General features: G+C 71.9%; 16 protein-coding genes and 1 pseudogene. 3 read left to right on the top strand and 14 right to left on the bottom strand.

The window, feature by feature from the left end; genetic code table 11:
- Positions 1–36 precede the first annotated feature (36 nt).
- The 5 genes from ACIP2X_RS22225 to bldG form a co-directional block, all read right to left on the bottom strand.
- The gene (locus ACIP2X_RS22225; protein ID WP_401675682.1) at positions 37–1,566 is read right to left on the bottom strand and encodes a methyltransferase; all 1,530 of its coding nucleotides are present in this window, start codon (positions 1,564–1,566) and stop codon (positions 37–39) included.
- A 30-nt stretch (positions 1,567–1,596) separates the two neighbouring features.
- Positions 1,597–2,187 (bottom strand): small secreted protein, encoded by a 591-nt coding sequence (locus ACIP2X_RS22220; RefSeq protein ID WP_401675679.1) that lies wholly within the window; start codon positions 2,185–2,187, stop codon positions 1,597–1,599.
- 193 nt (positions 2,188–2,380) lie between these two features.
- Positions 2,381–4,789: a sodium-translocating pyrophosphatase gene (locus ACIP2X_RS22215; protein ID WP_401675677.1), complete on the bottom strand. Its 2,409-nt coding sequence runs from the start codon at positions 4,787–4,789 to the stop codon at positions 2,381–2,383.
- Positions 4,790–5,113: 324 nt separating this feature from the next.
- Entirely contained in the window at positions 5,114–5,554 is a 441-nt protein-coding gene (locus ACIP2X_RS22210; RefSeq protein ID WP_401675675.1) for an ATP-binding protein, read from the bottom strand.
- Between the two features lie 101 nt (positions 5,555–5,655).
- Positions 5,656–5,997, bottom strand: coding sequence for an anti-sigma factor antagonist BldG (bldG, locus tag ACIP2X_RS22205; RefSeq protein WP_024885807.1), 342 nt, complete (start codon positions 5,995–5,997; stop codon positions 5,656–5,658).
- Positions 5,998–6,076: 79 nt separating this feature from the next.
- Here bldG and ACIP2X_RS22200 point away from each other — a divergent pair, with 79 nt between their 5' ends.
- Positions 6,077–8,743 carry a DEAD/DEAH box helicase gene (locus tag ACIP2X_RS22200; protein ID WP_401675673.1) on the top strand — a complete coding sequence of 889 codons (2,667 nt, stop codon included), beginning with the start codon at positions 6,077–6,079 and terminating at the stop codon, positions 8,741–8,743.
- A 40-nt stretch (positions 8,744–8,783) separates the two neighbouring features.
- On the opposite strand, the pseudogene ACIP2X_RS22195 reads toward ACIP2X_RS22200, so the two are convergent.
- The 7 genes and pseudogenes from ACIP2X_RS22195 to ssd form a co-directional block, all read right to left on the bottom strand.
- A pseudogene (locus ACIP2X_RS22195) lies at positions 8,784–8,981 on the bottom strand (Rv3654c family TadE-like protein); the annotation flags it as partial.
- 116 nt (positions 8,982–9,097) lie between these two features.
- Complete coding sequence (locus tag ACIP2X_RS22190; RefSeq protein ID WP_401675671.1) at positions 9,098–9,487, bottom strand: TadE family type IV pilus minor pilin; 390 nt, start codon at positions 9,485–9,487, stop codon at positions 9,098–9,100.
- Positions 9,474–9,683 carry a DUF4244 domain-containing protein gene (locus ACIP2X_RS22185; RefSeq protein ID WP_401675840.1) on the bottom strand — a complete coding sequence of 70 codons (210 nt, stop codon included), beginning with the start codon at positions 9,681–9,683 and terminating at the stop codon, positions 9,474–9,476. Before ACIP2X_RS22185 ends, ACIP2X_RS22190 begins: the two co-directional genes overlap by 14 nt.
- A gap of 124 nt (positions 9,684–9,807) precedes the next feature.
- Positions 9,808–10,596: a type II secretion system F family protein gene (locus ACIP2X_RS22180; RefSeq protein ID WP_401675669.1), complete on the bottom strand. Its 789-nt coding sequence runs from the start codon at positions 10,594–10,596 to the stop codon at positions 9,808–9,810.
- A complete protein-coding gene (locus tag ACIP2X_RS22175; protein ID WP_401675667.1) occupies positions 10,593–11,438 on the bottom strand; it encodes a type II secretion system F family protein in 846 nt (281 codons plus the stop codon). The genes ACIP2X_RS22180 and ACIP2X_RS22175 overlap by 4 nt, the downstream gene beginning before the upstream one ends.
- Before the next feature lie 20 nt (positions 11,439–11,458).
- Positions 11,459–12,808, bottom strand: a complete 1,350-nt coding sequence (locus ACIP2X_RS22170; protein WP_401675665.1) for a TadA family conjugal transfer-associated ATPase — start codon at positions 12,806–12,808, stop codon at positions 11,459–11,461.
- A complete protein-coding gene (gene ssd / locus ACIP2X_RS22165) occupies positions 12,805–13,905 on the bottom strand; it encodes a septum site-determining protein Ssd (RefSeq protein WP_401675663.1) in 1,101 nt (366 codons plus the stop codon). The genes ACIP2X_RS22170 and ssd overlap by 4 nt, the downstream gene beginning before the upstream one ends.
- 591 nt (positions 13,906–14,496) lie before the next feature.
- On the opposite strand from ssd, the gene ACIP2X_RS22160 reads away from it, so the two are divergent.
- Positions 14,497–15,330: an HAD family hydrolase gene (locus ACIP2X_RS22160; RefSeq protein WP_401675661.1), complete on the top strand. Its 834-nt coding sequence runs from the start codon at positions 14,497–14,499 to the stop codon at positions 15,328–15,330.
- A gap of 365 nt (positions 15,331–15,695) precedes the next feature.
- Here the strand turns inward: ACIP2X_RS22160 and ACIP2X_RS22155 are convergent, their stop codons facing one another.
- Positions 15,696–16,520, bottom strand: a complete 825-nt coding sequence (locus ACIP2X_RS22155) for an oxidoreductase (RefSeq protein ID WP_401675659.1) — start codon at positions 16,518–16,520, stop codon at positions 15,696–15,698.
- 101 nt (positions 16,521–16,621) lie between these two features.
- On the opposite strand from ACIP2X_RS22155, the gene ACIP2X_RS22150 reads away from it, so the two are divergent.
- Positions 16,622–17,602: an ATP-binding protein gene (locus tag ACIP2X_RS22150; protein WP_401675657.1), complete on the top strand. Its 981-nt coding sequence runs from the start codon at positions 16,622–16,624 to the stop codon at positions 17,600–17,602.
- 45 nt (positions 17,603–17,647) lie between these two features.
- Here ACIP2X_RS22150 and ACIP2X_RS22145 read toward each other — a convergent pair whose 3' ends face one another.
- On the bottom strand, positions 17,648–18,910 hold the full coding sequence (locus ACIP2X_RS22145) for a hypothetical protein (protein WP_401675655.1): 1,263 nt from the start codon (positions 18,908–18,910) through the stop codon (positions 17,648–17,650).
- Positions 18,911–19,114: the final 204 nt, after the last annotated feature.

Here is a 19,114-nt window from a genome sequence, read left to right as displayed (position 1 = left end):
GGCGCGCGCCCCACCTCCGCGCGCCCCGGACTCACCTCACTCCGCAGGCTCCAGGAACCCCTGTTCCACGAGCAGGCGGATCTGCGCCGGCGTCCGGTCGCGCAGCAACACCGGATCCTCGCCGACCAGTTGGGCGATGGCGTCCAGGATCCGCCCCGCGGTCAGTGACCCGTCGCACACACCGGCGAACCCGGCGCCGACCGTGTCCACCTTCGTGGCGCGCCGCATCCCGCGGTTCTGGCGCAGCACTAGATGCTCCGGATCCTCCGCGCCGGGCAGCCCGACCTGCTCCTGCACCACCTCGACGGCCAGCCGGAAGCGCTCCTCCAGCAGCGCCGCGTCGTCGCGCGAGCGCAGGTAGTCGAGGCGCTCGAAGTGCGCCCGGACCGTCTCGCCGAGCGGCTGCTCGACCGGGTGGGGCCATTCCTCGACGGTGATCGAGGGCACCGCCGCCTCCCGCTTGCGCAGGGTGATCCACCCGAACCCGACCGCCCGCACCTTGCGCGCCTCGAACTCGTCCAGCCAGGCGTCGTACCGCGCCTGGTACTCGGCCGCGTCGCCCCGGTGGTCGCCGGCGTCGCGCAGCCACAGCTCGGCGTACTGCGTGACGTCCTGCACCTCACGCTGCACGACCCACGCGTCGCAGCCCTGCGGCACCCACGACCGCAGCCGCTCCTGCCAGTCCTCCCCCTCGACGTGCTGCCAGTTGGCGAGGAACTGCGCGAACCCGCCCTCGTTCAGCCGCTCCCCCGCCCTCTGAACGAGCGTGCGGCACAGATCGTCCCCGCCCATGCCGCCGTCGCGATAGGTCAGCCGGGCGCCGGGGGAGATCACGAAGGGCGGGTTCGACACGATCAGGTCGAACGTCGCGTCGTCCGCGAGCGGCTCGAAGAGCGAGCCCTCGCGCAGCTCCGCGGCCGGGGCGCCGGACAGCGCGAAGGTGAGCGCGGCGATGTGCAGCGCGCGCGGGTTGACGTCGGTGGCGGTCACGCGCGTGGCGTGCTGTGCGGCGTGCAGCGCCTGGATGCCCGAGCCGGTGCCGAGGTCGAGGGCCGCCGCGACCGGCGTGCGGACGGTGATCCCGGCCAGTGTCGTCGACGCGCCGCCCACGCCCAGCACGACGCCCTCTTCGTGGCTCGCGATGCCACCGGCGCCGCCGACCGCGCAGCCCAGGTCGGACACGATGAACCAGTCCTCGCCGTCGAGCCCGCCGTACGGCCGCACGTCCACGGCCGCGGCGACCTCGTCACCGCCGACCCGCGTCAGCCACCCGCTGTCCAGGCACGCGTCGACGGGCAGGACGCCCTCCACGCGCGCGAGCGGCACGGGCTGCTGCAGCAGGAACAGCCGTACGAGCACCTCCAGAGGTGTGTCCCCGCGCGTCGCCCGGAGCGCGGGAACCACCTCGCTGCGCGCCAGCGCCGCGTAGGCGGGTGCGCCGAGCAGTTCGAGCAGTCCGTCGGCGGTGAAGGCGGCCCCCAGGAGGGCCTCCCGCAGCCGCGCGGTGACGTCGGGGCGGTCGATGGCGGGCAGGGCGGAGAGGCTGGCGTTGCTCACGCCCCCCATTGTGACCGTGCGGCACGACCGCCGCGAACGTCAGCCCTGGGTGGCCGTCGGCGTGGACGAGGCGCTCTTGCAGGTGTCCTGCTTGGCCATCGCCTGGCCGACCTCGCCCTCCTCCAGCCTCGTCAGCGCGTCGTTGCCGCTCTGGCTGAGCTTGTCCAGCTCCGTCGCGATCTCCTTGAGGCCGTCGGCGAACTTCGCCTGGTCCTTGGTGTCGAGGTCGTCGACCTGCTTGCGCAGGGAGGCGTAGGACGAGGAGATGGTGTTGAGCTCCTTGACCGCGTCCTGCTGCTTCTGCTCGCCGTTCTCGACGTCGGGCGCGCCGGCCTTGGTCACGGCGGCGCCGATCGCCTTGTAGGCGTCGGACATGTCCTGGAAGGCCGCCGCGTCGGTCTTCTGGACCTCTTCCGGCGTGCTGTTGTCCGAGGTCTCCTTCTGGATCGCGGAGTTGGCGGCCGCGATCTTCTTGGCCTGCGGCTGCAGGTCGTCGCAGACCTGCTTGGCCCACGCGTCGAGCTTCTCGTTGCCGTCGTCGCTGCTGCATCCCGACAGCGCCAGCACCAGTACCGCACCGCCGGACAGTGCGGCCGCGAGCTTCTTGTTCACCGGTTCGGCCCCTTCCATGGCTCTCGGCCCCGGAACATACACGCCAAGCGCACAGCAAACGCATGACCGGGGTCCGATATTCACCTTATTGCAGCCATTTGCACCAAGGGAGAGAAGGCTCACGGTGACAGCGCGCGAACGGCGGAGCGGGCGGGCGACGCGTCAACGCGCGCCACCCGCCCGCTCCTTGGGTCGAGCCCGGTGCGAGGGCCTACGAAACCACCGCCGGGTCGGCCGACTTGGCCGTCGGCTCGGGATCGTCGTCGTCCATGGTGATGCCGCGCCGCTTGGAGACGTACACCGCAGCGACGATCACCGCCAGGGACAGTACGGCGATCAGGATCCGTATGCCGAGGCTCGCGTCGTCCCCGTAGCTGAACTTGATCACCGCGGGCGCGATGAGCAGCGCGACCAGGTTCATCACCTTCAGCAGCGGGTTGATCGCCGGGCCGGCGGTGTCCTTGAAGGGGTCACCGACCGTGTCGCCGATCACCGTCGCGGCGTGCGCCTCGCTGCCCTTGCCGCCGTGGTGACCGTCCTCCACGAGCTTCTTGGCGTTGTCCCAGGCACCACCGGAGTTGGCGAGGAACACCGCCATCAGGGTGCCGGTCCCGATCGCGCCCGCCAGATACGCGCCGAGCGCGCCGACGCCGAGCGTGAACCCGATGAAGATCGGCGCCATCACCGCGAGCAGACCCGGCGTGGCCAGCTCCCGCAGCGCGTCCCTCGTACAGATGTCGACGACTTTCCCGTACTCCGGTTTCTCGGTGTAGTTCATGATCCCGGGGTGCTCGCGGAACTGCCGCCGCACCTCGTAGACCACCGAACCCGCCGACCGCGAGACCGCGTTGATCGCCAGTCCGGAGAAAAGGAAGACGACCGCCGCGCCCGCGATGAGCCCGACGAGGTTGTTGGGCTGCGAGATGTCCATGGCCAGGGTCAAGGGCGCGCCCTCGCCGCTGAGCTTCTCGCCCACGTCCCGCACGCCGGTGGTGATGGCGTCCCGGTACGACCCGAAGAGCGCCGCCGCCGCGAGGACGGCGGTGGCGATGGCGATGCCCTTGGTGATGGCCTTGGTCGTGTTGCCGACGGCGTCCAGGTTGGTGAGCACCTGCGCGCCCGCACCCTCGACGTCGCCGGACATCTCGGCGATGCCCTGCGCGTTGTCGGAGACCGGCCCGAAGGTGTCCATGGCGACGATGACGCCGACCGTGGTCAGCAGCCCCGTACCGGCCAGCGCGACCGCGAACAGGGCCAGCATGATCGACGTACCGCCGAGCAGGAAGGCCCCGTAGACGCTGAGGCCGATCAACAGGGCGGTGTAGACGGCCGATTCGAGGCCGACCGAGATACCGGCGAGGACGACGGTGGCCGGGCCGGTCAGCGAGGTCTTGCCGATGTCCCGCACCGGGCGCCGGTTGGTCTCCGTGAAGTAGCCCGTGAGCTGCTGGATCACGGCGGCGAGCAGGATGCCGATGGCCACCGCGACGAGCGCGAGGATCCGCGGGTCGCCGCCCTTGTCCAGGATCGCGGCATCGGTGACGCCGTCGAGTTCGGCGTAGGACGAGGGCAGGTAGGCGAAGGCGGCGACCGCCACCAGGGCGAGGGAGATCACCGCGGAGATGAAGAACCCGCGGTTGATCGCGCTCATCCCGCTGCGGTCGGCGCGCCGCGGGGCCACGGCGAAGATGCCGATCATCGCGGTGACCACACCGATCGCGGGGACCAGCAGCGGGAACGCCAGCCCGAAGTCGCCGAAGGCCGCCGTCCCCAGGATCAGCGCGGCGACCAGGGTCACGGCGTACGACTCGAACAGGTCGGCCGCCATGCCCGCGCAGTCGCCGACGTTGTCGCCCACGTTGTCCGCGATGGTCGCGGCATTGCGCGGATCGTCCTCCGGAATGCCCTGCTCGACCTTGCCGACGAGGTCGGCGCCGACGTCGGCGGCCTTGGTGAAGATGCCGCCGCCCACCCTCATGAACATCGCGATGAGGGCGGCCCCGAGGCCGAATCCCTCCAGCACCTTCGGCGCGTCGGCCGTGTAGACCAGCACCACGCAGGAGGCGCCCAGCAGACCGAGGCCCACCGTGAACATGCCGACGACGCCACCCGTGCGGAAAGCGATCTTCATGGCTTTGTGGGAGACGAGGGTGAGATCCTTTTCCGGCTCACCCTCCGCCGGAGTCGCTTCCCGGGCGGCCGCGGCGACCCGGACATTGCTGCGCACGGCGAGCCACATGCCGATATAGCCGGTGGCCGCCGAGAACGCCGCGCCGATCAAGAAGAACACCGATCTTCCGGCGCGCTGATTCCAGTCGTCCGCGGGCAGCAGCATGAGCAGGAAGAACACGACCACGGCGAATACACCGAGCGTGCGCAACTGCCGGGCCAGATAGGCGTTGGCGCCTTCCTGCACGGCCCCCGCGATCTCTTTCATGCTGTCGGTGCCCTCGCCTGCCGCGAGCACCTGACGCAGCAGCACGCCGGCGACGACCAGGGCGGCCAGGGCCACGGCCGCGATGACCATCACCATGACGCGGTTGCCGTCGGTCAGCACTGCGGCTGCGAAGGTTGTGGAGTGGTCCAGGTCCAACCGATGAGGGGTAGAAAGCCCCGCCATTCGTCCTCCTTGACGCTTGGGCTGAGCTCAAGATGTGGACGGATTGTAGGGAGCCGGTCCTGATCAAAACAGGGCGCGGCAAGCGGAATTAGTCGTCCCGTGCTTCACCGCAAATGATCGCAGGAAGGCTGCGAACCCGAAAGTGGTAATGCCCCAGAAGTGTGGACGCTTGATCGAATTGCGGAGCCGCTGATCAGCCAATTGATCCACACCGATCGTGAATTCCTTCACGAATTCCGGGCCGCTTCACGCGTAAAACAGCGAGGGCCCTGCTCGGCAGGGCCCTCGCTGTGATTGCTCCGTCAGGGTGACGTCAGGGTGACTTCAGGGCAGCACCGCGGTCGGCTGCGGCGTGGTCGGCCAGGTCATTCGGATCAGACCGCCGTGCTCCCCGGCGGACACCTCGACGTCGTCGACGAGACCGCTGATCACCGCCAGGCCCATCTCGTCCTCCTCGGCCTCCGCGTCGGGGTCGTCGGCGGCTGCGCCGGATGTCCGGACCCCGGTCGGAGCGTGCGGCGCCTCGTCGCCGACCTCGATGGAGAACTGCTTCTCCTCCTCGATCAGCGCCACCTTCACCGGCGCCGTGATGCCGCTGAGCTGATGAAGCCCGACGGCACGCGAGCACGCCTCGCCGACGGCGAGCCGGACCTCGTCGAGGACGGCCTCGTCGACTCCGGCCCTGCGTGCCACCGCCGCCGCCACCAGCCGGGCGGTCCTCACGTGCTCGGGCAGCGCGCTGAAGCGGAGTTCGACGGTGGCCATGCATCCCCCTCTGAGCTACGGGCGTGCTCGGGGTCCGGGCCGCCGAAGCCCGGACCGCCTCTACGAATCTGCCGTCCCGGGCCCTCGGCCCGGGACGGTGATCAGTCGGTGGCCGCTACCGCTTCCTCGACCGAGGTGTGAATCGGGAACACCTTGGTGAGGCCGGTGATGCGGAAGATCTTCAAAATGCGCTCCTGGTTGCAGACCAGGCGCAGCGAGCCCTCATGGGCACGCACCCGCTTCAGGCCGCCGACCAGCACGCCGAGCCCGGTGGAGTCGAGGAAGTCCACGCCCTCCATGTCGACGACGAGGTGGAAACTGCCGTCGTTCACCAGCTCGACCAGCTGCTCGCGCAGCTTGGGCGCGGTATATACGTCGATTTCGCCACCGACCCTGACGATCGTGCGATCGCCGATGGTCTCGGTCGACAGGGACAGGTCCACGGATCCTCCAGCACCTTGCTATCGAGCGGTCGTCCTTGGGACATCTCGGCAGATCCCCCTGGACGGTTCGCCAGCCGCGATGGCATTCAATCACTTACCGGCAGGCGTGCACGACGCCTTGGTCCCATTGTCCGTCAAGCCGGTGACACACTCGGTGCCGATGGCCAAGAATCACCGATCCGATCGATCCCCGACGGACACCGCGTCCCGCCCCGCCCCGAGCACGGTCCTGGACCGCCTCGCCTCGGGACCGAACAGGGCTTCGCGCATCACTCATACGGAGCACTTGCCCCCGCGTGCGGGTCAGCATGCAGTCTGGCCTGACCGGATCCGATCCGAGGTAATCGCCGCGGTTCAGGCCGCGGGCATCGAACACCCGTGGGCCCACCAGGCGCGGGCCGCCGAACACGCGCTGGACGGCCGGTCCGTGGTCGTCGCCACCGGGACCGCCTCCGGCAAGTCCCTGGCGTACCTCCTCCCGGTCTTCTCGACGCTCATGGACGGCGCCGAGGCCCCGAACGGGCGCGGTGCCACCGCCCTGTACCTGGCCCCGACCAAGGCCCTCGCGGCCGACCAGTGCCGGGCCGTGAAAGAACTTTCACATCCGCTGGGCCAATCGGTACGACCCGCGGTGTACGACGGCGACACTGCGTTCGAGGAACGCGAGTGGATCCGCCAGTACGCCACGTACGTCCTGACCAACCCCGACATGCTGCACCGGGGCATACTGCCGTCCCACCCCCGCTGGGCCTCCTTCCTGAAGTCGCTGAAGTACGTCGTCATCGACGAGTGCCACACCTACCGCGGCGTGTTCGGCTCCCACGTCGCCCAGGTACTGCGCCGCCTGCGCCGCCTCTGTGCCCGCTACGGCTCCTCCCCGGTCTTCCTGCTGGCCTCCGCGACCGCCGCCGAGCCGGCCGTCGCCGCACGCCGTCTCACCGGCCTCCCGGTCGTGGAGGTGGCCGACGACGCCTCACCGCGGGGCGAGCTGGTCTTCGCCCTCTGGGAGCCCCCGCTCACCGAGCTCCACGGCGAGAAGGGCGCGCCCGTCCGCCGTACCGCCACCGCCGAGACCGCCGACCTGCTCACCGACCTCACCCTCCAGAACGTCCGCTCGGTCGCCTTCGTGCGCTCCCGGCGTGCCGCCGAGCTGATCTCGGTGATCACCCAGGAACGGCTCGCGGAGATCGACCGCTCCCTGTCCGGGCGCGTCGCCGCCTACCGGGGCGGCTACCTCCCCGAGGAGCGCCGCGCCCTGGAGCGGGCCCTGCACTCCGGCGAACTCCTCGCGCTGGCCGCCACCACGGCCCTGGAGCTCGGCGTCGACGTCTCCGGCCTGGACGCCGTCGTCATCGCCGGGTACCCGGGCACGCGCGCGTCCCTGTGGCAGCAGGCGGGCCGGGCCGGCCGCTCCGGGCAGGGCGCGCTGGCCGTCCTGGTGGCCCGTGACGACCCGCTGGACACCTTCCTGGTCCACCATCCCGAGGCCCTGTTCGACCGGCCGGTGGAGTCGACCGTCCTCGATCCCGACAACCCGTACGTCCTCGCGCCCCACCTCTGCGCGGCCGCCGAGGAACTTCCCCTGACCGAGGACGACCTGGAGCTGTTCGGCCCGGCGAGCGCCGGGCTCCTCCCACAGCTGGAGGCCGCCAGGCTGCTGCGCCGGCGCACGAAGGCCTGGCACTGGACCCGCCGGGAGCGGGCCGCCGACCTCGCCGACATCCGGGGCGAGGGCGGCCGACCGATCCAGATCGTCGAGGCCGGCACCGGACGACTCCTCGGCACGGTCGACGCGGGCGCCGCGCACACCTCCGTCCACGAGGGCGCGGTCCACCTCCACCAGGGCCGCACGTACCTGGTGCGCTCCCTCGACCTGGAGGACTCGGTCGCCCTGGTCGAGGAGGCCGCCCCGCCCTACTCCACGGTGGCCCGCGACACCACGACGATCTCCGTCCTGGAGACGGACGTCGAAGTGCCCTGGGGCCAGGGCCGCCTCTGCTACGGCTCCGTCGAGGTCACCAACCAGGTGGTCTCCTTCCTGCGCCGCCGCCTCATCACCGGCGAGGTGCTGGGCGAGACCAAACTCGATCTCCCTCCCCGCACCCTCCGTACCCGCGCCGTGTGGTGGACGGTCACCGAGGACCAGCTGGACGAGGCCCGCATCAGCCCGGAGATCCTCGGCGGCGCCCTGCACGCCGCCGAGCACGCGTCGATCGGCATGCTGCCCCTCTTCGCGACCTGCGACCGCTGGGACATCGGCGGCGTGTCGATCCCGCTGCACCCCGACACGCTCCTGCCGACCGTCTTCGTCTACGACGGCCACCCGGGCGGCGCGGGCTTCGCGGAACGCGCCTTCCACACCGCAAAGGCATGGCTCTCCGCCACCCGCGAGGCCATCGCCTCCTGCGAGTGCGACAGCGGCTGCCCGTCCTGCATCCAGTCCCCCAAGTGCGGCAACGGCAACGATCCGCTCCACAAGCGCGGAGCCGTACGCCTCCTCACCGTGCTGTTGCGGGGAGCGCCGGAGGAAGGGCCGGACGGCGCGGCGGGCCACCCTGAGGGGGCGGAGGGGCCGGAGGTGTTTCACGTGGAACAGCCGCGGCCGGCTCAGGTGCGCCCGGACGGGCCCCGCCGAGAGGAACCGGAGGACGCCACGCGGGCCCCGGAGCAGCGGTCCCCAGGGGAGCGGCGGGGGCCGCGGGAGGAAGCGGTGCCCCCGCCCCCGCAGGGCCCGCCCGTGCCCTGACCTCCATCCTGAACGGCCCCCTTCCCGCCGCCGCCGTCACGTCCGAGACCTCGCCCGTCATCGCGCACCGCACCAGCCGCGTTCCCTGGTCCCTCGCCACCTCCGCCGCCCGCGCGCAGGCCGCCTCGCCGCCCCGCGCCCATTGGTCCGCCGCCGCGAGCGCCGCGAGGTCGGCGCCGCCGGCCGCACGGTGCCGGGACACGGCGGCCTGGCCCAGGGCGAGCAGGACGCCGAACACGACACACAGCACGGCGATCGCCCCGACGCTCCACACGGTGGCCGACCCACGGTCCCGGCCACCGCCCCTCGTCGGCGCGCGCCGACCTGGACCCGCCGCACCCGGCCCACCACCCCTCACCGTCCCGTCTCCCCTCGGCCCGCCGCCACCGTCTCCTCCGCGACCGCGACGGCCTCCTCCCGCAGTTCGTACGACAGCCGGCCCAGCGCCGGTGCCCGGGCCACGACGACGACCCTGACCCGGTCGCCCTCCCGGCTGAGCGTGACCTTCGCACCGCGCGGTGCCACCTCCTGTGTCACCTCGACCACCGCGTCGTGCGGGTCCTGACGGGCAGCCGCACGGGCGCCCGTGCGGGCCGCGTCCACGCACTGGAGCTGCGCGGCCACCACGAGCAGCGCCCAGACCAGCCCCATCGCGAACGTCACCAGCACGGGCAGCACCAACGCCGCCTCCGCGGTCACGAACCCGCGGTCCGCGCCCCGACCCCACCACCTACATCCGCGCATCGAGGGCTTCCTTCACGATGCTCTGCAGCTCCGCGCTGACCTGCCCGCTGGTCACGACCTTGTAGAGCAGCACCGCGAAGGCCGCCGCCGCCACGATCCCCACGGCGTACTCGGAGGTGACCATCCCGGCCTCCCTGCGCATGCCGCGCATGCGCCACACCAGTGCACGCACGCGTGCCCGTACCGCCTTGCCCATCTCGACCCCCATGAGGTTCTGTTCCCGCTCTGTCTTCGCCGGCCTCAAGCCGTTCGTCCGGCGCCTTTCGCGCCCGCCCTCCTCCCGCCCGTCAGCCGCCACCCGCTCCCAAGCACCCCTCCCGTCAGCCGCCACCCCCTCCCAGCACCCCTCCCGCCAGCCCGATGACCACGGGCAGCACACCGACCGCGATGAAGGCGGGCAGGAAGCACAGCCCGACCGGCGCGGTGACCATCACGGCCGCCCGGCGCGCCCGTGCGGTAGCTCCACGGGCCCGGTCGGCGCGGGCGTCCGCGGCGATCCGCGCGACCGGAACGGCGGCGGGAAGCCCGGACTCCCCGGCCCGTTCCAGCAGCCGTGCCAGCGCATCGGCTCCCGGCGCGGCGGCCAACCGCCGCCACGCCGCCGCCGGTTCACCACCGAGCCGCACCTCCGCCGCCCCCCGCGAGAGCGCCTCTCCCACCGGGCCGCCCAAGGCCTCGCCGACCGCCTGCGCGGCGATCACCGGTCCGGCGCCGGCCGCAATGCAGGCGGCCACGAGATCGGCCGCGAGCGGCAGTTGCCGGGCCGCCTCGCGCGGATCGGATGCGTCACTCCCGGCCGCCACCTCCGACTGCGATCGGCGCCGACGCCACACCGCGAGCGCGGCGACCAGGCCCACGACGACACCCGGGACGCCACCGACGAGCACCCATCCGGCGCCGACCACGGCGACCGTCGGCGACCAGCGCCGTACGACCGCCGCGCACGCGACACGCGGCGCCTGAGCCACGGCGTGCCGGCCCAGCAGCTCGGCCAGCCGCCTCCGCGCCCGGCGTTCCCGCCGTGCCGCGGCCGCTCGGTGGACGATCCACGCCAGGGCGAGCACAACCCCCAGGGCCACCCCCAGCCTGTGGACAACTTCCGCGTTCACGCCGCCTCAGCTCCCCGTACGATCCGCAGCGCCCACCACAGCCCCACGCCCTCCAGCACCGCTCCGACCAGCAGGCATCCCAGTCCCGGCCCGGTGTGCAGCAGCACGTGCAGCGGGTCGGCGCCGAGCGCGGTGCCCAGGAGGATCCCCAGGGCAGGCAGCGCGGCGAGCATCACGGCCGTCGAGCGCGAGCCGGCCAACTGGGCCCGGAACTCCGCGCGCTGGTCGCGCTCCGCCCGCAGGGCCGCCTCCAGCCGGTCGAGCCCGGCCGCGAGACCCGCTCCCCGGTCGACCGCGACCCGCCAGCACGCCGCGAGCCCCAGCAGCCCGTCGGCGCCCGGCTGGCGTGCCGCCACCGCGAGCGCGCCCGGCACGTCCCCGCCGAAGCGCGCCGCCGCCAACACCGAGGCCTGCGCCGCACCGAGCCCTTCGGAGTCCCCCGCGGCCCGTAGCAGGGCCTCGCCCGGTTGCCGTCCGGCGCGCACCTCACCGGCGAGCGCCGAGCACAGCGCGATCACCGCGTCGCCTCGCCGCTCCCGCGCCCGCCGCGCCTCCCCGGCCAGCCGCACCCGTCGCAGCACCGGCATTCCGGCCGCCCCCGCGACGACCGGCAGCACGGACGCCCCCAGGACCCCGAGCACCACCCCGGCGAGCGGCGCCCACCACTCGGCCCGCAGCCGCCCGCGCAGCCGACGTAAATCCGCGGCCCGGCGCCGCCACGCGGGAGGCCGACTGCCCATCACCCCGCCAGTGGCGTACAGCAGTTGTGCCCGCCGGGCGCCCGAGTGCCACTCGCCCATCAGCCAGGCGGCCGCCCCGGCGCACACCAGGGCCGCACTCATCGCCGTGTCCTTCATCCCGCTCACCACGCCCCTCCACCACTCCACGACGGCAGCCGGCGCCCGCCCACCACAGGAGCGCCCTCGTCCGCCGGACGACCGCCCGCGTCCGTCACACCCACGTCCTCCTCCGCCACGCACCCGCCCGCGTCCACCACAGGCACGCCCTCCTCCTCCGCCCTCCCGCTCTGGTCCTCCGGCGCCCCCGGCCCGATCTCGCTCCCCCGGTGGAGCAGTGCGCGTAGCCGTCCCCAGCCCCGCTCCCGGACGAACGCCTCCGCGCCCCACCGCAGGGCCGGCACCGTCCGCACGAGCCCCGAGGCATCCCGCTCCAGCACCTGCACCTCCGCGATCCGCCGCCTTCCGTCGCGGTCCCGCACCAGGTGCAGCACGACCGACAGCGCCGCCGCCAACTGGCTGTGCAGAGCCGCCCGGTCGAGCCCGGCCGCCGTCCCGAGGGCCTCCAGGCGGGCGGGGACGTCGGCGGCGGCGTTCGCGTGGACCGTCCCGCAGCCGCCCTCGTGACCGGTGTTCAGGGCGGCCAGCAGATGCACCACCTCCGCGCCGCGCACCTCCCCGACCACCAGCCGGTCCGGCCGCATCCGCAGTGCCTGCCGGACCAGGTCCTCCAGCGTCACGAGCCCGGCGCCCTCCTGGTTCGCGGGCCGGGTCTCCAGGCGCACCACGTGCGGATGGTCGGGGCGCAGCTCCGCCGAGTCCTCCGCGAGCACGATCCGCTCGTCCGGCCCGACCAGCCCGAGGAGTGCGCTCAACAGGGTCGTCTTGCCCGTGCCGGTGCCGCCGCTGATCAGGAAGGACGCCCGTGCCCCGAGCAGCGCTCTCAGCACCCCGTCCCCGCCCGGCGGGACGGTGCCGGCCGCCACCAGCTCGCCGAGCGTGAACGCGCGCGGCCGTACCACGCGCAGCGACAGGCAGGTGCTGCCCACGGCGACGGGGGGAAGCACGGCGTGCAGCCGGGTGCCGTCCGGCAGCCGGGCGTCGACCCAGGGCCGGGCGTCGTCCAGGCGCCGCCCGGCGACGGCGGCCAGACGCTGCGCGAGGCGCCGTACGGCCGCCGCGTCCGGGAAGGACACGGTCGTCAGTTCCAGGCCGCCGCCCCGGTCCACCCAGACCCGGTCGGGCGCCGAGACCAGCACGTCGGTGACCGTGGGATCGGCCAGCAGCGGCTCCAGTGGCCCGCTGCCCACCAGCTCGGACCGCAACTGCTCGGCGGCGCCGAGGACTTCCGCGTCGCCCAGCACCCTGCCCTGCTCCCGCAGTGCCTGGGCCACGCGCGCGGGCGTGGGTTCGGCGCCGCTCTCCGCCAGCCACTGCCGCACACCGTCCAGCAGGGGTGTCGCGAGGGTGTTCATGCCGCACCCGCCTCGACCAGTGCCCGCTCCCAGAACTCCCGGCAGAACCGGGCCAGTGGACCGCGTCCGGCGCCGGGCGGCGTCCTGCCGTCCGCCGGACGCTGAAGTCCGGACTCCACGGGCAGTTCGCCCGCCAGCGGCAGGCCGAGCAGCCGGGCCACCTCGCGGTCGTCGAGACCGGGCGCGTACGGTCCGCGTACCGCCACGCGCAGATCGCGCACGACCATCCCGGCCGCGGACGCCACCCGTCCCGCGGCCGCGACCGCGCGCAGTTCGGCGGGGACCACCAGGAGCCCGATGTCGAGCTGGGCGAGGGCCTCCGCGCTGCCGTCGTCGATCCGGCGCGGCAGGTCCACCACGACCGCGCCACCCCGGCGCCGGGCGGCGGCCAGCACCGCCCGCACGGCCTGGGGCGGAACGGCGACGCAGTCACCGCGGTCCCAGCTGAGCACCCTCAGGGAGTGCAGCTCGGGCAGGGACTCCTCCAGGGCCCCGCTGCCGACCCGGCCGCGGGAGGCCGCGAAGGCGGGCCAGCGCAGTCCCTCGGCGGTCTCGCCGCCGAGGAGGACATCGAGTCCGCCGCCGAGCGGATCGGCGTCCACGAGCAGGGTGCGCAGTCCCTCACGCGCGGAGGTGACGGCGAGCGCGCAGGCCAGCGTGGACGCTCCGGCGCCGCCCCGGCCGCCGATCACGCCGACGGTGAGCGCGGGCCGGCCGACGCCCTCCGCGACGTCGGCGATCCGGTCGACCAGCCACTGTTCGCCGTCGGGCAGCATCAGGACGTGGTCGGCGCCGATCCGGACGGCGCGTTTCCACACGCCGGGGTCGTCCTGGTCGCGGCCGACCAGCACCACACCTCGTCGGCGCGCGGCCCCGCCCGCCCGCCGGGCGGCGTCGTCCCCGACCAGGACCAGCGGTGCGGCCTCCCAGCCTCCGCCGCGGTCCGGCAGGGTGTGATGGACCTCCGGCGTGGCGCCGGCCGCCGCGCACAGGCGCAGCAGGTCGTCGAGCAGGTCGGCGTCCTCGGTGACGATCAACGGTCGGCTCTGCCGGCCTCCGGCGGCGGACTGCGGATCGTGTGTGACGGTTCCGGCCACAGTGTGCTTCCCCCTTCGCTGCTTGTGCCTCGCGCTCGCGGGGCCCCTGCGGCCCCGCGATTCGCATACATGTGAAGAACCGGCAACCGGCCTCCATATGAACGGCCGAACCAATCCGGCCATGCGCGCCCGGCTATCGGAACCGGCCAGGAACTCGCCGTCGGCGGGCCGCACAGGAATCACGGTGCAGCGATCCGGGAAATCGTGTGGATCTTGGTCGATAACTGTGGACAACTCGATGGTTGTGAATATCGCTGTCACCCGTACCGGTGACCGCCGCGCCATCTCCTGTGCGAGTTCCGCAGAGCAGTCCGACGACTACGCAACGTGACGAGCCAGGGGCATGAAGAAGGGGCGGCCGCAGCCGCCCCGAGCCGGCCTCGCGGCCGTGAAAAGAGGGGAAAAACCCACCCGGACATGCGACGACCCCCGCCGGGGGGGAGAGCGGGGGTCGTCCCCACGGCCGACTCGGGGGGGGAGGAGTCGGACCGGGTTAGCACGGTCGCGAACGATCCGTGACTTCCATGGTGTACCCGAGAGCCCTCTCAGGCAAACCCACACGCCCGAGCTTACGCCGAATGGGCTGCCCCTATGCTCGGGGTCGTGGAAAACCACTCGATGCCCCGCACAGCGGCCTTCTTTGACCTGGACAAGACGGTCATTGCGAAGTCGAGCACGCTCACCTTCAGCAAGTCGTTCTACCAGGGTGGTCTCATCAACCGCCGCGCCGTGCTGCGCACCGCATATGCCCAGTTCGTCTTCCTCGCGGGCGGCTCGGACCACGAGCAGATCGAACGCATGCGCGCGTACTTGTCGGCACTGTGCCGCGGGTGGAACGTCCAGCAGGTCAAGGAGATCGTCGCCGAGACCCTGCACGACATCATCGACCCGATCATCTACGACGAGGCCGCGTCCCTCATCGAGGAGCACCACATCGCCGGCCGTGACGTGGTGATTGTGTCCACGTCAGGCGCCGAAGTGGTCGAGCCGATCGGCGAGCTGCTCGGGGCGGACCGCGTGGTCGCGACCCGCATGGTCGTGGGTGAGGACGGCTGCTTCACCGGCGAGGTGGAGTACTACGCCTACGGCCCCACGAAGGCGGAGGCGATCCGGGAGCTCGCCGAGTCCGAGGGCTACGACCTTTCCCGCTGCTACGCCTACAGCGATTCGGCGACAGATCTTCCGATGCTGGAGTCGGTCGGAAATCCGCACGCGGTCAATCCCGATCGCACACTCCGCCGTGAGGCACTCGCGCGCGGGTGGCCGATTCTCGATTTCCACCGCCCCGTCCGGCTCAAGCAGCGATTGCCCGCGTTCTCCGTACCGCCGCGTCCGGCTCTGGTCGCGGCGGCCGCCATAGGTGCCGCGGCCGCCACGGCCGGTCTTGTCTGGTACACGAATCGGCGCCGCGCGGCCACCGCTTGACCTGCTACACCACCAGGTCCGAACCGCCTCGGAATTGCGGCAACCGCTTCCACTTCGCCGAATTCGTTGAATTCACAAGTAAAGAACCGAGGTCAGCACTTCCGCTTGCCCCTCACCTGGAGTACAAAGGAGACAACGGCCCGCGAGACCAAGGACATCCGAGAGGATCACCCTTCAAACGCATTTGGCCACACGGACCGAGCATGAAAACTGGGCACCCACGCGACGTCGACCCGTCGATTACGGGCCAGCCGCACCAGGTGACGGGCAAAGATCCCCGCCTGATGGGCAACACTTCGAGGACGCCTGGTAACCCGGCGCTCATGCCAGCGGCGGTACGAGAAATCGTGCCGCCGCAACCCTGTTCAGGCGGCCCCGCGCTGGAGCGCCTCACACACCGCCGTCGACTCGCGCGCCCCCAGTTCCACCGCCCGGCCGCAATGCGCGATCCACGCCGCCATACCCTCGGGGGTGCCGGAGAGGTAGCCCTCGAACGCGGCCAGATACGCCGCACGGCCCAGTTCCGCGTGTCCCACCTCGGCCGGGCAGACCGACTTCGGGTCGAGGCCGCTGCCCACCAATACGATCCGTTCGGCCGTACGCGCCACCAGGCCGTTGTGGGAGACGAAGGGGCGCAGCGCGAGCAGCTCGCCGTGCACGACGGCGGCCATGACCAGCGCCGGCGCCGAACTCCCCGCGATGATCAGTTCGGACAGCCCCTCCAGCCGTCCGGACACCTCATCGGCGTCCGGCAGCGGCTGCTCGATCAGCGGCTCCTCGACCCGTTCGCCCTGCTGCCGGGGGCGCCCGACCTGGTCCGCGTGGTCCGCGGCCGCCACCAGATGCAGCCGGGCCAGCACCCGAAGCGGTGACTGCCGCCAGATGGACAGCAACTGACCCGCCTCGGCGCTCAGCCGGAGCGCGGCACCCACGGCGCGCGCCCCGTCCTCGCCGCTGAAGTCGGAGCGCCGGCGCACCTCTTCGAGGGCCCAGTCCGCACCGGAGAGCGCCGCGGAGCCACGGGCTCCGCGCAGCGCCGCCTCGGCGGTGATCTCGTTGCTGCGCCGGCGCATGATCCGGTGCCCGTAGACCCGGTCCACCGCCTTGCGCACGGACTCCACGGCCTCGGCCACACCGGGCAGCGAGCCCAGGGCGGCGAGCGGATCGGCGGTCGCGCCTGTCGTACTCATGAGTACGACCCTACGCACCCACCGCGGAAACCCCACGAAGGAGTGGTCTTCTTCACGCAACGCCGGGTGCCGGGGCGGGGGCACCACTACGCTTGATGAACATGAAAATTGCTTTCGTTGGCAAGGGCGGCAGCGGAAAGACGACCCTGTCCTCCCTGTTCATCCGCCACCTCGCGGCCGCCGGTGCCCCGGTCGTCGCGATCGACGCCGACATCAACCAGCATCTGGGGGCCGCACTCGGCCTCGACGAGACGGAGTCGGCCGGACTGCCCGCGATGGGCGACCGGCTGGCGCTGATCAAGGACTACCTGCGCGGCACCAACCCGCGCATCGGCTCCGCCGAGTCGATGATCAAGACCACGCCCCCCGGGGAGGGCTCGCGGCTGCTGCGGGTGCGCGAGGACAACCCGGTCTACGACGCCTGCGCCCGGCCGGTGGAACTCGACGGCGGGGCCGTCCGTTTGATGGTCACCGGCCCCTTCACGGACGCCGACCTCGGAGTCGCCTGCTACCACTCCAAGACCGGAGCGGTGGAGCTCTGCCTGAACCACCTGGTGGACGGGCCCGACGAGTACGTCGTGGTGGACATGACGGCCGGTTCGGACTCCTTCGCCTCCGGCATGTTCACCCGCTTCGACATCACGTTCCTCGTCGCCGAGCCGACCCGGAAGGGGATCTCCGTCTACCGCCAGTACAAGGACTACGCCCGCGACTTCGGCGTCGAGCTGAAGGTCGTCGGGAACAAGGTGCAGGGCCAGGACGACCTCGACTACCTCCGCGCCGAGGTCGGGGAAGACCTGCTCGTGACGGTCGGTCACTCGGACTGGGTGCGCGCCATGGAGAAGGGCCGGCCGCCCCTGTTCGAGCGGCTGGAGGACGCCAACCGGCGCGCCCTGGAGGTCCTGCGGACGACCGCGGACGACACGTACGGGCGCCGTGACTGGGAGCGCTACACCCGCCAGATGGTCCACTTCCACCTGAAGAACGCCCAGTCCTGGGCCAACGAGCGGCACGGGGCCGACCTGGCGGCCCAGGTCGACCCCGGCTTCGTGCTCGGCGAGGGCGTCGTCGAGCCCGTCTGACGGACGCGAGTGACGAGTCCGCCCGACGGGCTCGTCCGGCGACGGCTAGGTACGGTCCGCCGGCGCCCCGGGCGCACCCTTCGGGGCCGGGGCGGGGCGGGCGGACAGATAGGACTCCCAGCCCTGTTTCGGGGCCTCGCCGACCTTCAGCGTGCGCATCTTCGCGAGGGTCTTGGGGTCCTGGGCGTCCAGCCAGTCGACCAACTGCCGGAAGGAGACACAGCGCACCTCGGGCTTGGTGCACACCTGCTCCACGACGTCCTCGACGGCGCGCATGTACGTGCCGCCGTTCCAGGACTCGAAGTGGTTGCCGATGATCAGCGGGGCTCGGTTGCCGTCGTAGGCCCGCTGGAAGCCCTGGAGCAGGCCGTCGCGCATCTGGTTGCCCCAGTACTCGTACTTGTCCGGGTCACCCTGGGTGTTGGTGCCCGACTGGTTGACCATGAAGTTGTAGTCCATGGTCAGCTGCTCGTAGTTGTGCCCGGGGAAGGGCACCAGCTGCATGGACAGGTCCCACAGACCTTCCTTCTTGCCGGGCCACACCTGGTTGTTGACGCCGCTGGTGTCGTAGCGGAAGCCGAGTTCCCGGGCGGCCTTGCGGAAGTTGGCCTGGCCCTCCAGACAGGGGGTGCGGGCGCCGATGAGTTCGCGGTCGTAGTCGAAGGGCAGCGGGGCGGCGTCCGTCATGCCGCTGTTGGTCTTCCAGGACTTCACGAACTGCTTGGCCTGGGCGATCTCGTCCTTCCACTCCTCGACCGACCACTGCCCGACACCGCCCTCGGGGCCGCAGAAGTGGCCGTTGAAGTGGGTGCCGACCTCATTGCCCTCCAGCCACGCCAGGCGGAGCTGCTTCACGGTGTCGGCGATCCCCTGCCGGTCGTTGAAGCCGATGTCGGAGCGGCCCGGCGAGTGCTGCGGCGGCCTGTAGAGGTCGCGCTTCTCCTCGGGCAGCAGGTACACGCCGCTGAGGAAGTACGTCATGGTGGCGTTGTTCGCCTTGGCGACCTCGCGGAAGTGGGAGAACAGCCGCTGGCTGTCCTCACCCGCGCCGTCCCAGGAGAACACCACGAACTGGGGCGGTCTCTGACCGGGCTTCAGCCGCTCCGCGCGGGACAGATGGGGCTGCGTGCCGGTGAACGCCGTGGAGCCGTCCCCGATCAGCCGGACCGCGCTCTTGGGCGCCGGGGCACCCTGCGGGCCGGAACCCCCTCCCTCCGGACGGTCGGAGCCGGTCCCGCAGCCGGCGAGTGACAGGGCGCAGACCGCGGCGCCCATGGCGCCCGCGGCGATCCTCTGGGTGGCGGCCATCCCGCCCACCTTCCTTCTCCAGTCGATGAGTCGGCAGCGCGGTCAAGGTCGCACGGGACCGAGAAGGAATTAGTACGACAAGCCGATGAAATGCTCACATCACACTCCGGAGTGATTGCTTAACCCATTTGCCCGGAAAGTCCATGCTTGTCCTTTACTCTGCATTACGATTCGTTTACTGAAAGTTGCTGATCCCGCCGCTGC

The organism is Streptomyces sp. NPDC089424, assembly GCF_044749345.1.
Classification (GTDB): Bacteria; Actinomycetota; Actinomycetes; order Streptomycetales; family Streptomycetaceae; genus Streptomyces.
Note: the sequence above shows the minus strand (reverse complement) of the source record. Positions and strands in the feature narration are given on the sequence as shown.

Excerpts from the sequence above, each read along its gene's own strand:
- ACIP2X_RS22225 (WP_401675682.1), bottom strand. The coding sequence starts at position 1,566 with ATGGGGGGCGTGAGCAACGCCAGCCTCTCCGCCCTGCCCGCCATCGAC.
- ACIP2X_RS22220 (WP_401675679.1), bottom strand. The coding sequence starts at position 2,187 with ATGGAAGGGGCCGAACCGGTGAACAAGAAGCTCGCGGCCGCACTGTCC.
- ACIP2X_RS22215 (WP_401675677.1), bottom strand. The coding sequence starts at position 4,789 with ATGGCGGGGCTTTCTACCCCTCATCGGTTGGACCTGGACCACTCCACA.
- ACIP2X_RS22210 (WP_401675675.1), bottom strand. The coding sequence starts at position 5,554 with ATGGCCACCGTCGAACTCCGCTTCAGCGCGCTGCCCGAGCACGTGAGG.
- ACIP2X_RS22200 (WP_401675673.1), top strand. The coding sequence starts at position 6,077 with ATGGCATTCAATCACTTACCGGCAGGCGTGCACGACGCCTTGGTCCCA.
- ACIP2X_RS22190 (WP_401675671.1), bottom strand. The coding sequence starts at position 9,487 with ATGCGCGGATGTAGGTGGTGGGGTCGGGGCGCGGACCGCGGGTTCGTG.
- ACIP2X_RS22185 (WP_401675840.1), bottom strand. The coding sequence starts at position 9,683 with ATGGGCAAGGCGGTACGGGCACGCGTGCGTGCACTGGTGTGGCGCATG.
- ACIP2X_RS22175 (WP_401675667.1), bottom strand. The coding sequence starts at position 11,438 with ATGAGTGCGGCCCTGGTGTGCGCCGGGGCGGCCGCCTGGCTGATGGGC.
- ACIP2X_RS22170 (WP_401675665.1), bottom strand. The coding sequence starts at position 12,808 with ATGAACACCCTCGCGACACCCCTGCTGGACGGTGTGCGGCAGTGGCTG.
- ACIP2X_RS22160 (WP_401675661.1), top strand. The coding sequence starts at position 14,497 with ATGCTCGGGGTCGTGGAAAACCACTCGATGCCCCGCACAGCGGCCTTC.
- ACIP2X_RS22155 (WP_401675659.1), bottom strand. The coding sequence starts at position 16,520 with ATGAGTACGACAGGCGCGACCGCCGATCCGCTCGCCGCCCTGGGCTCG.
- ACIP2X_RS22150 (WP_401675657.1), top strand. The coding sequence starts at position 16,622 with ATGAAAATTGCTTTCGTTGGCAAGGGCGGCAGCGGAAAGACGACCCTG.
- ACIP2X_RS22145 (WP_401675655.1), bottom strand. The coding sequence starts at position 18,910 with ATGGCCGCCACCCAGAGGATCGCCGCGGGCGCCATGGGCGCCGCGGTC.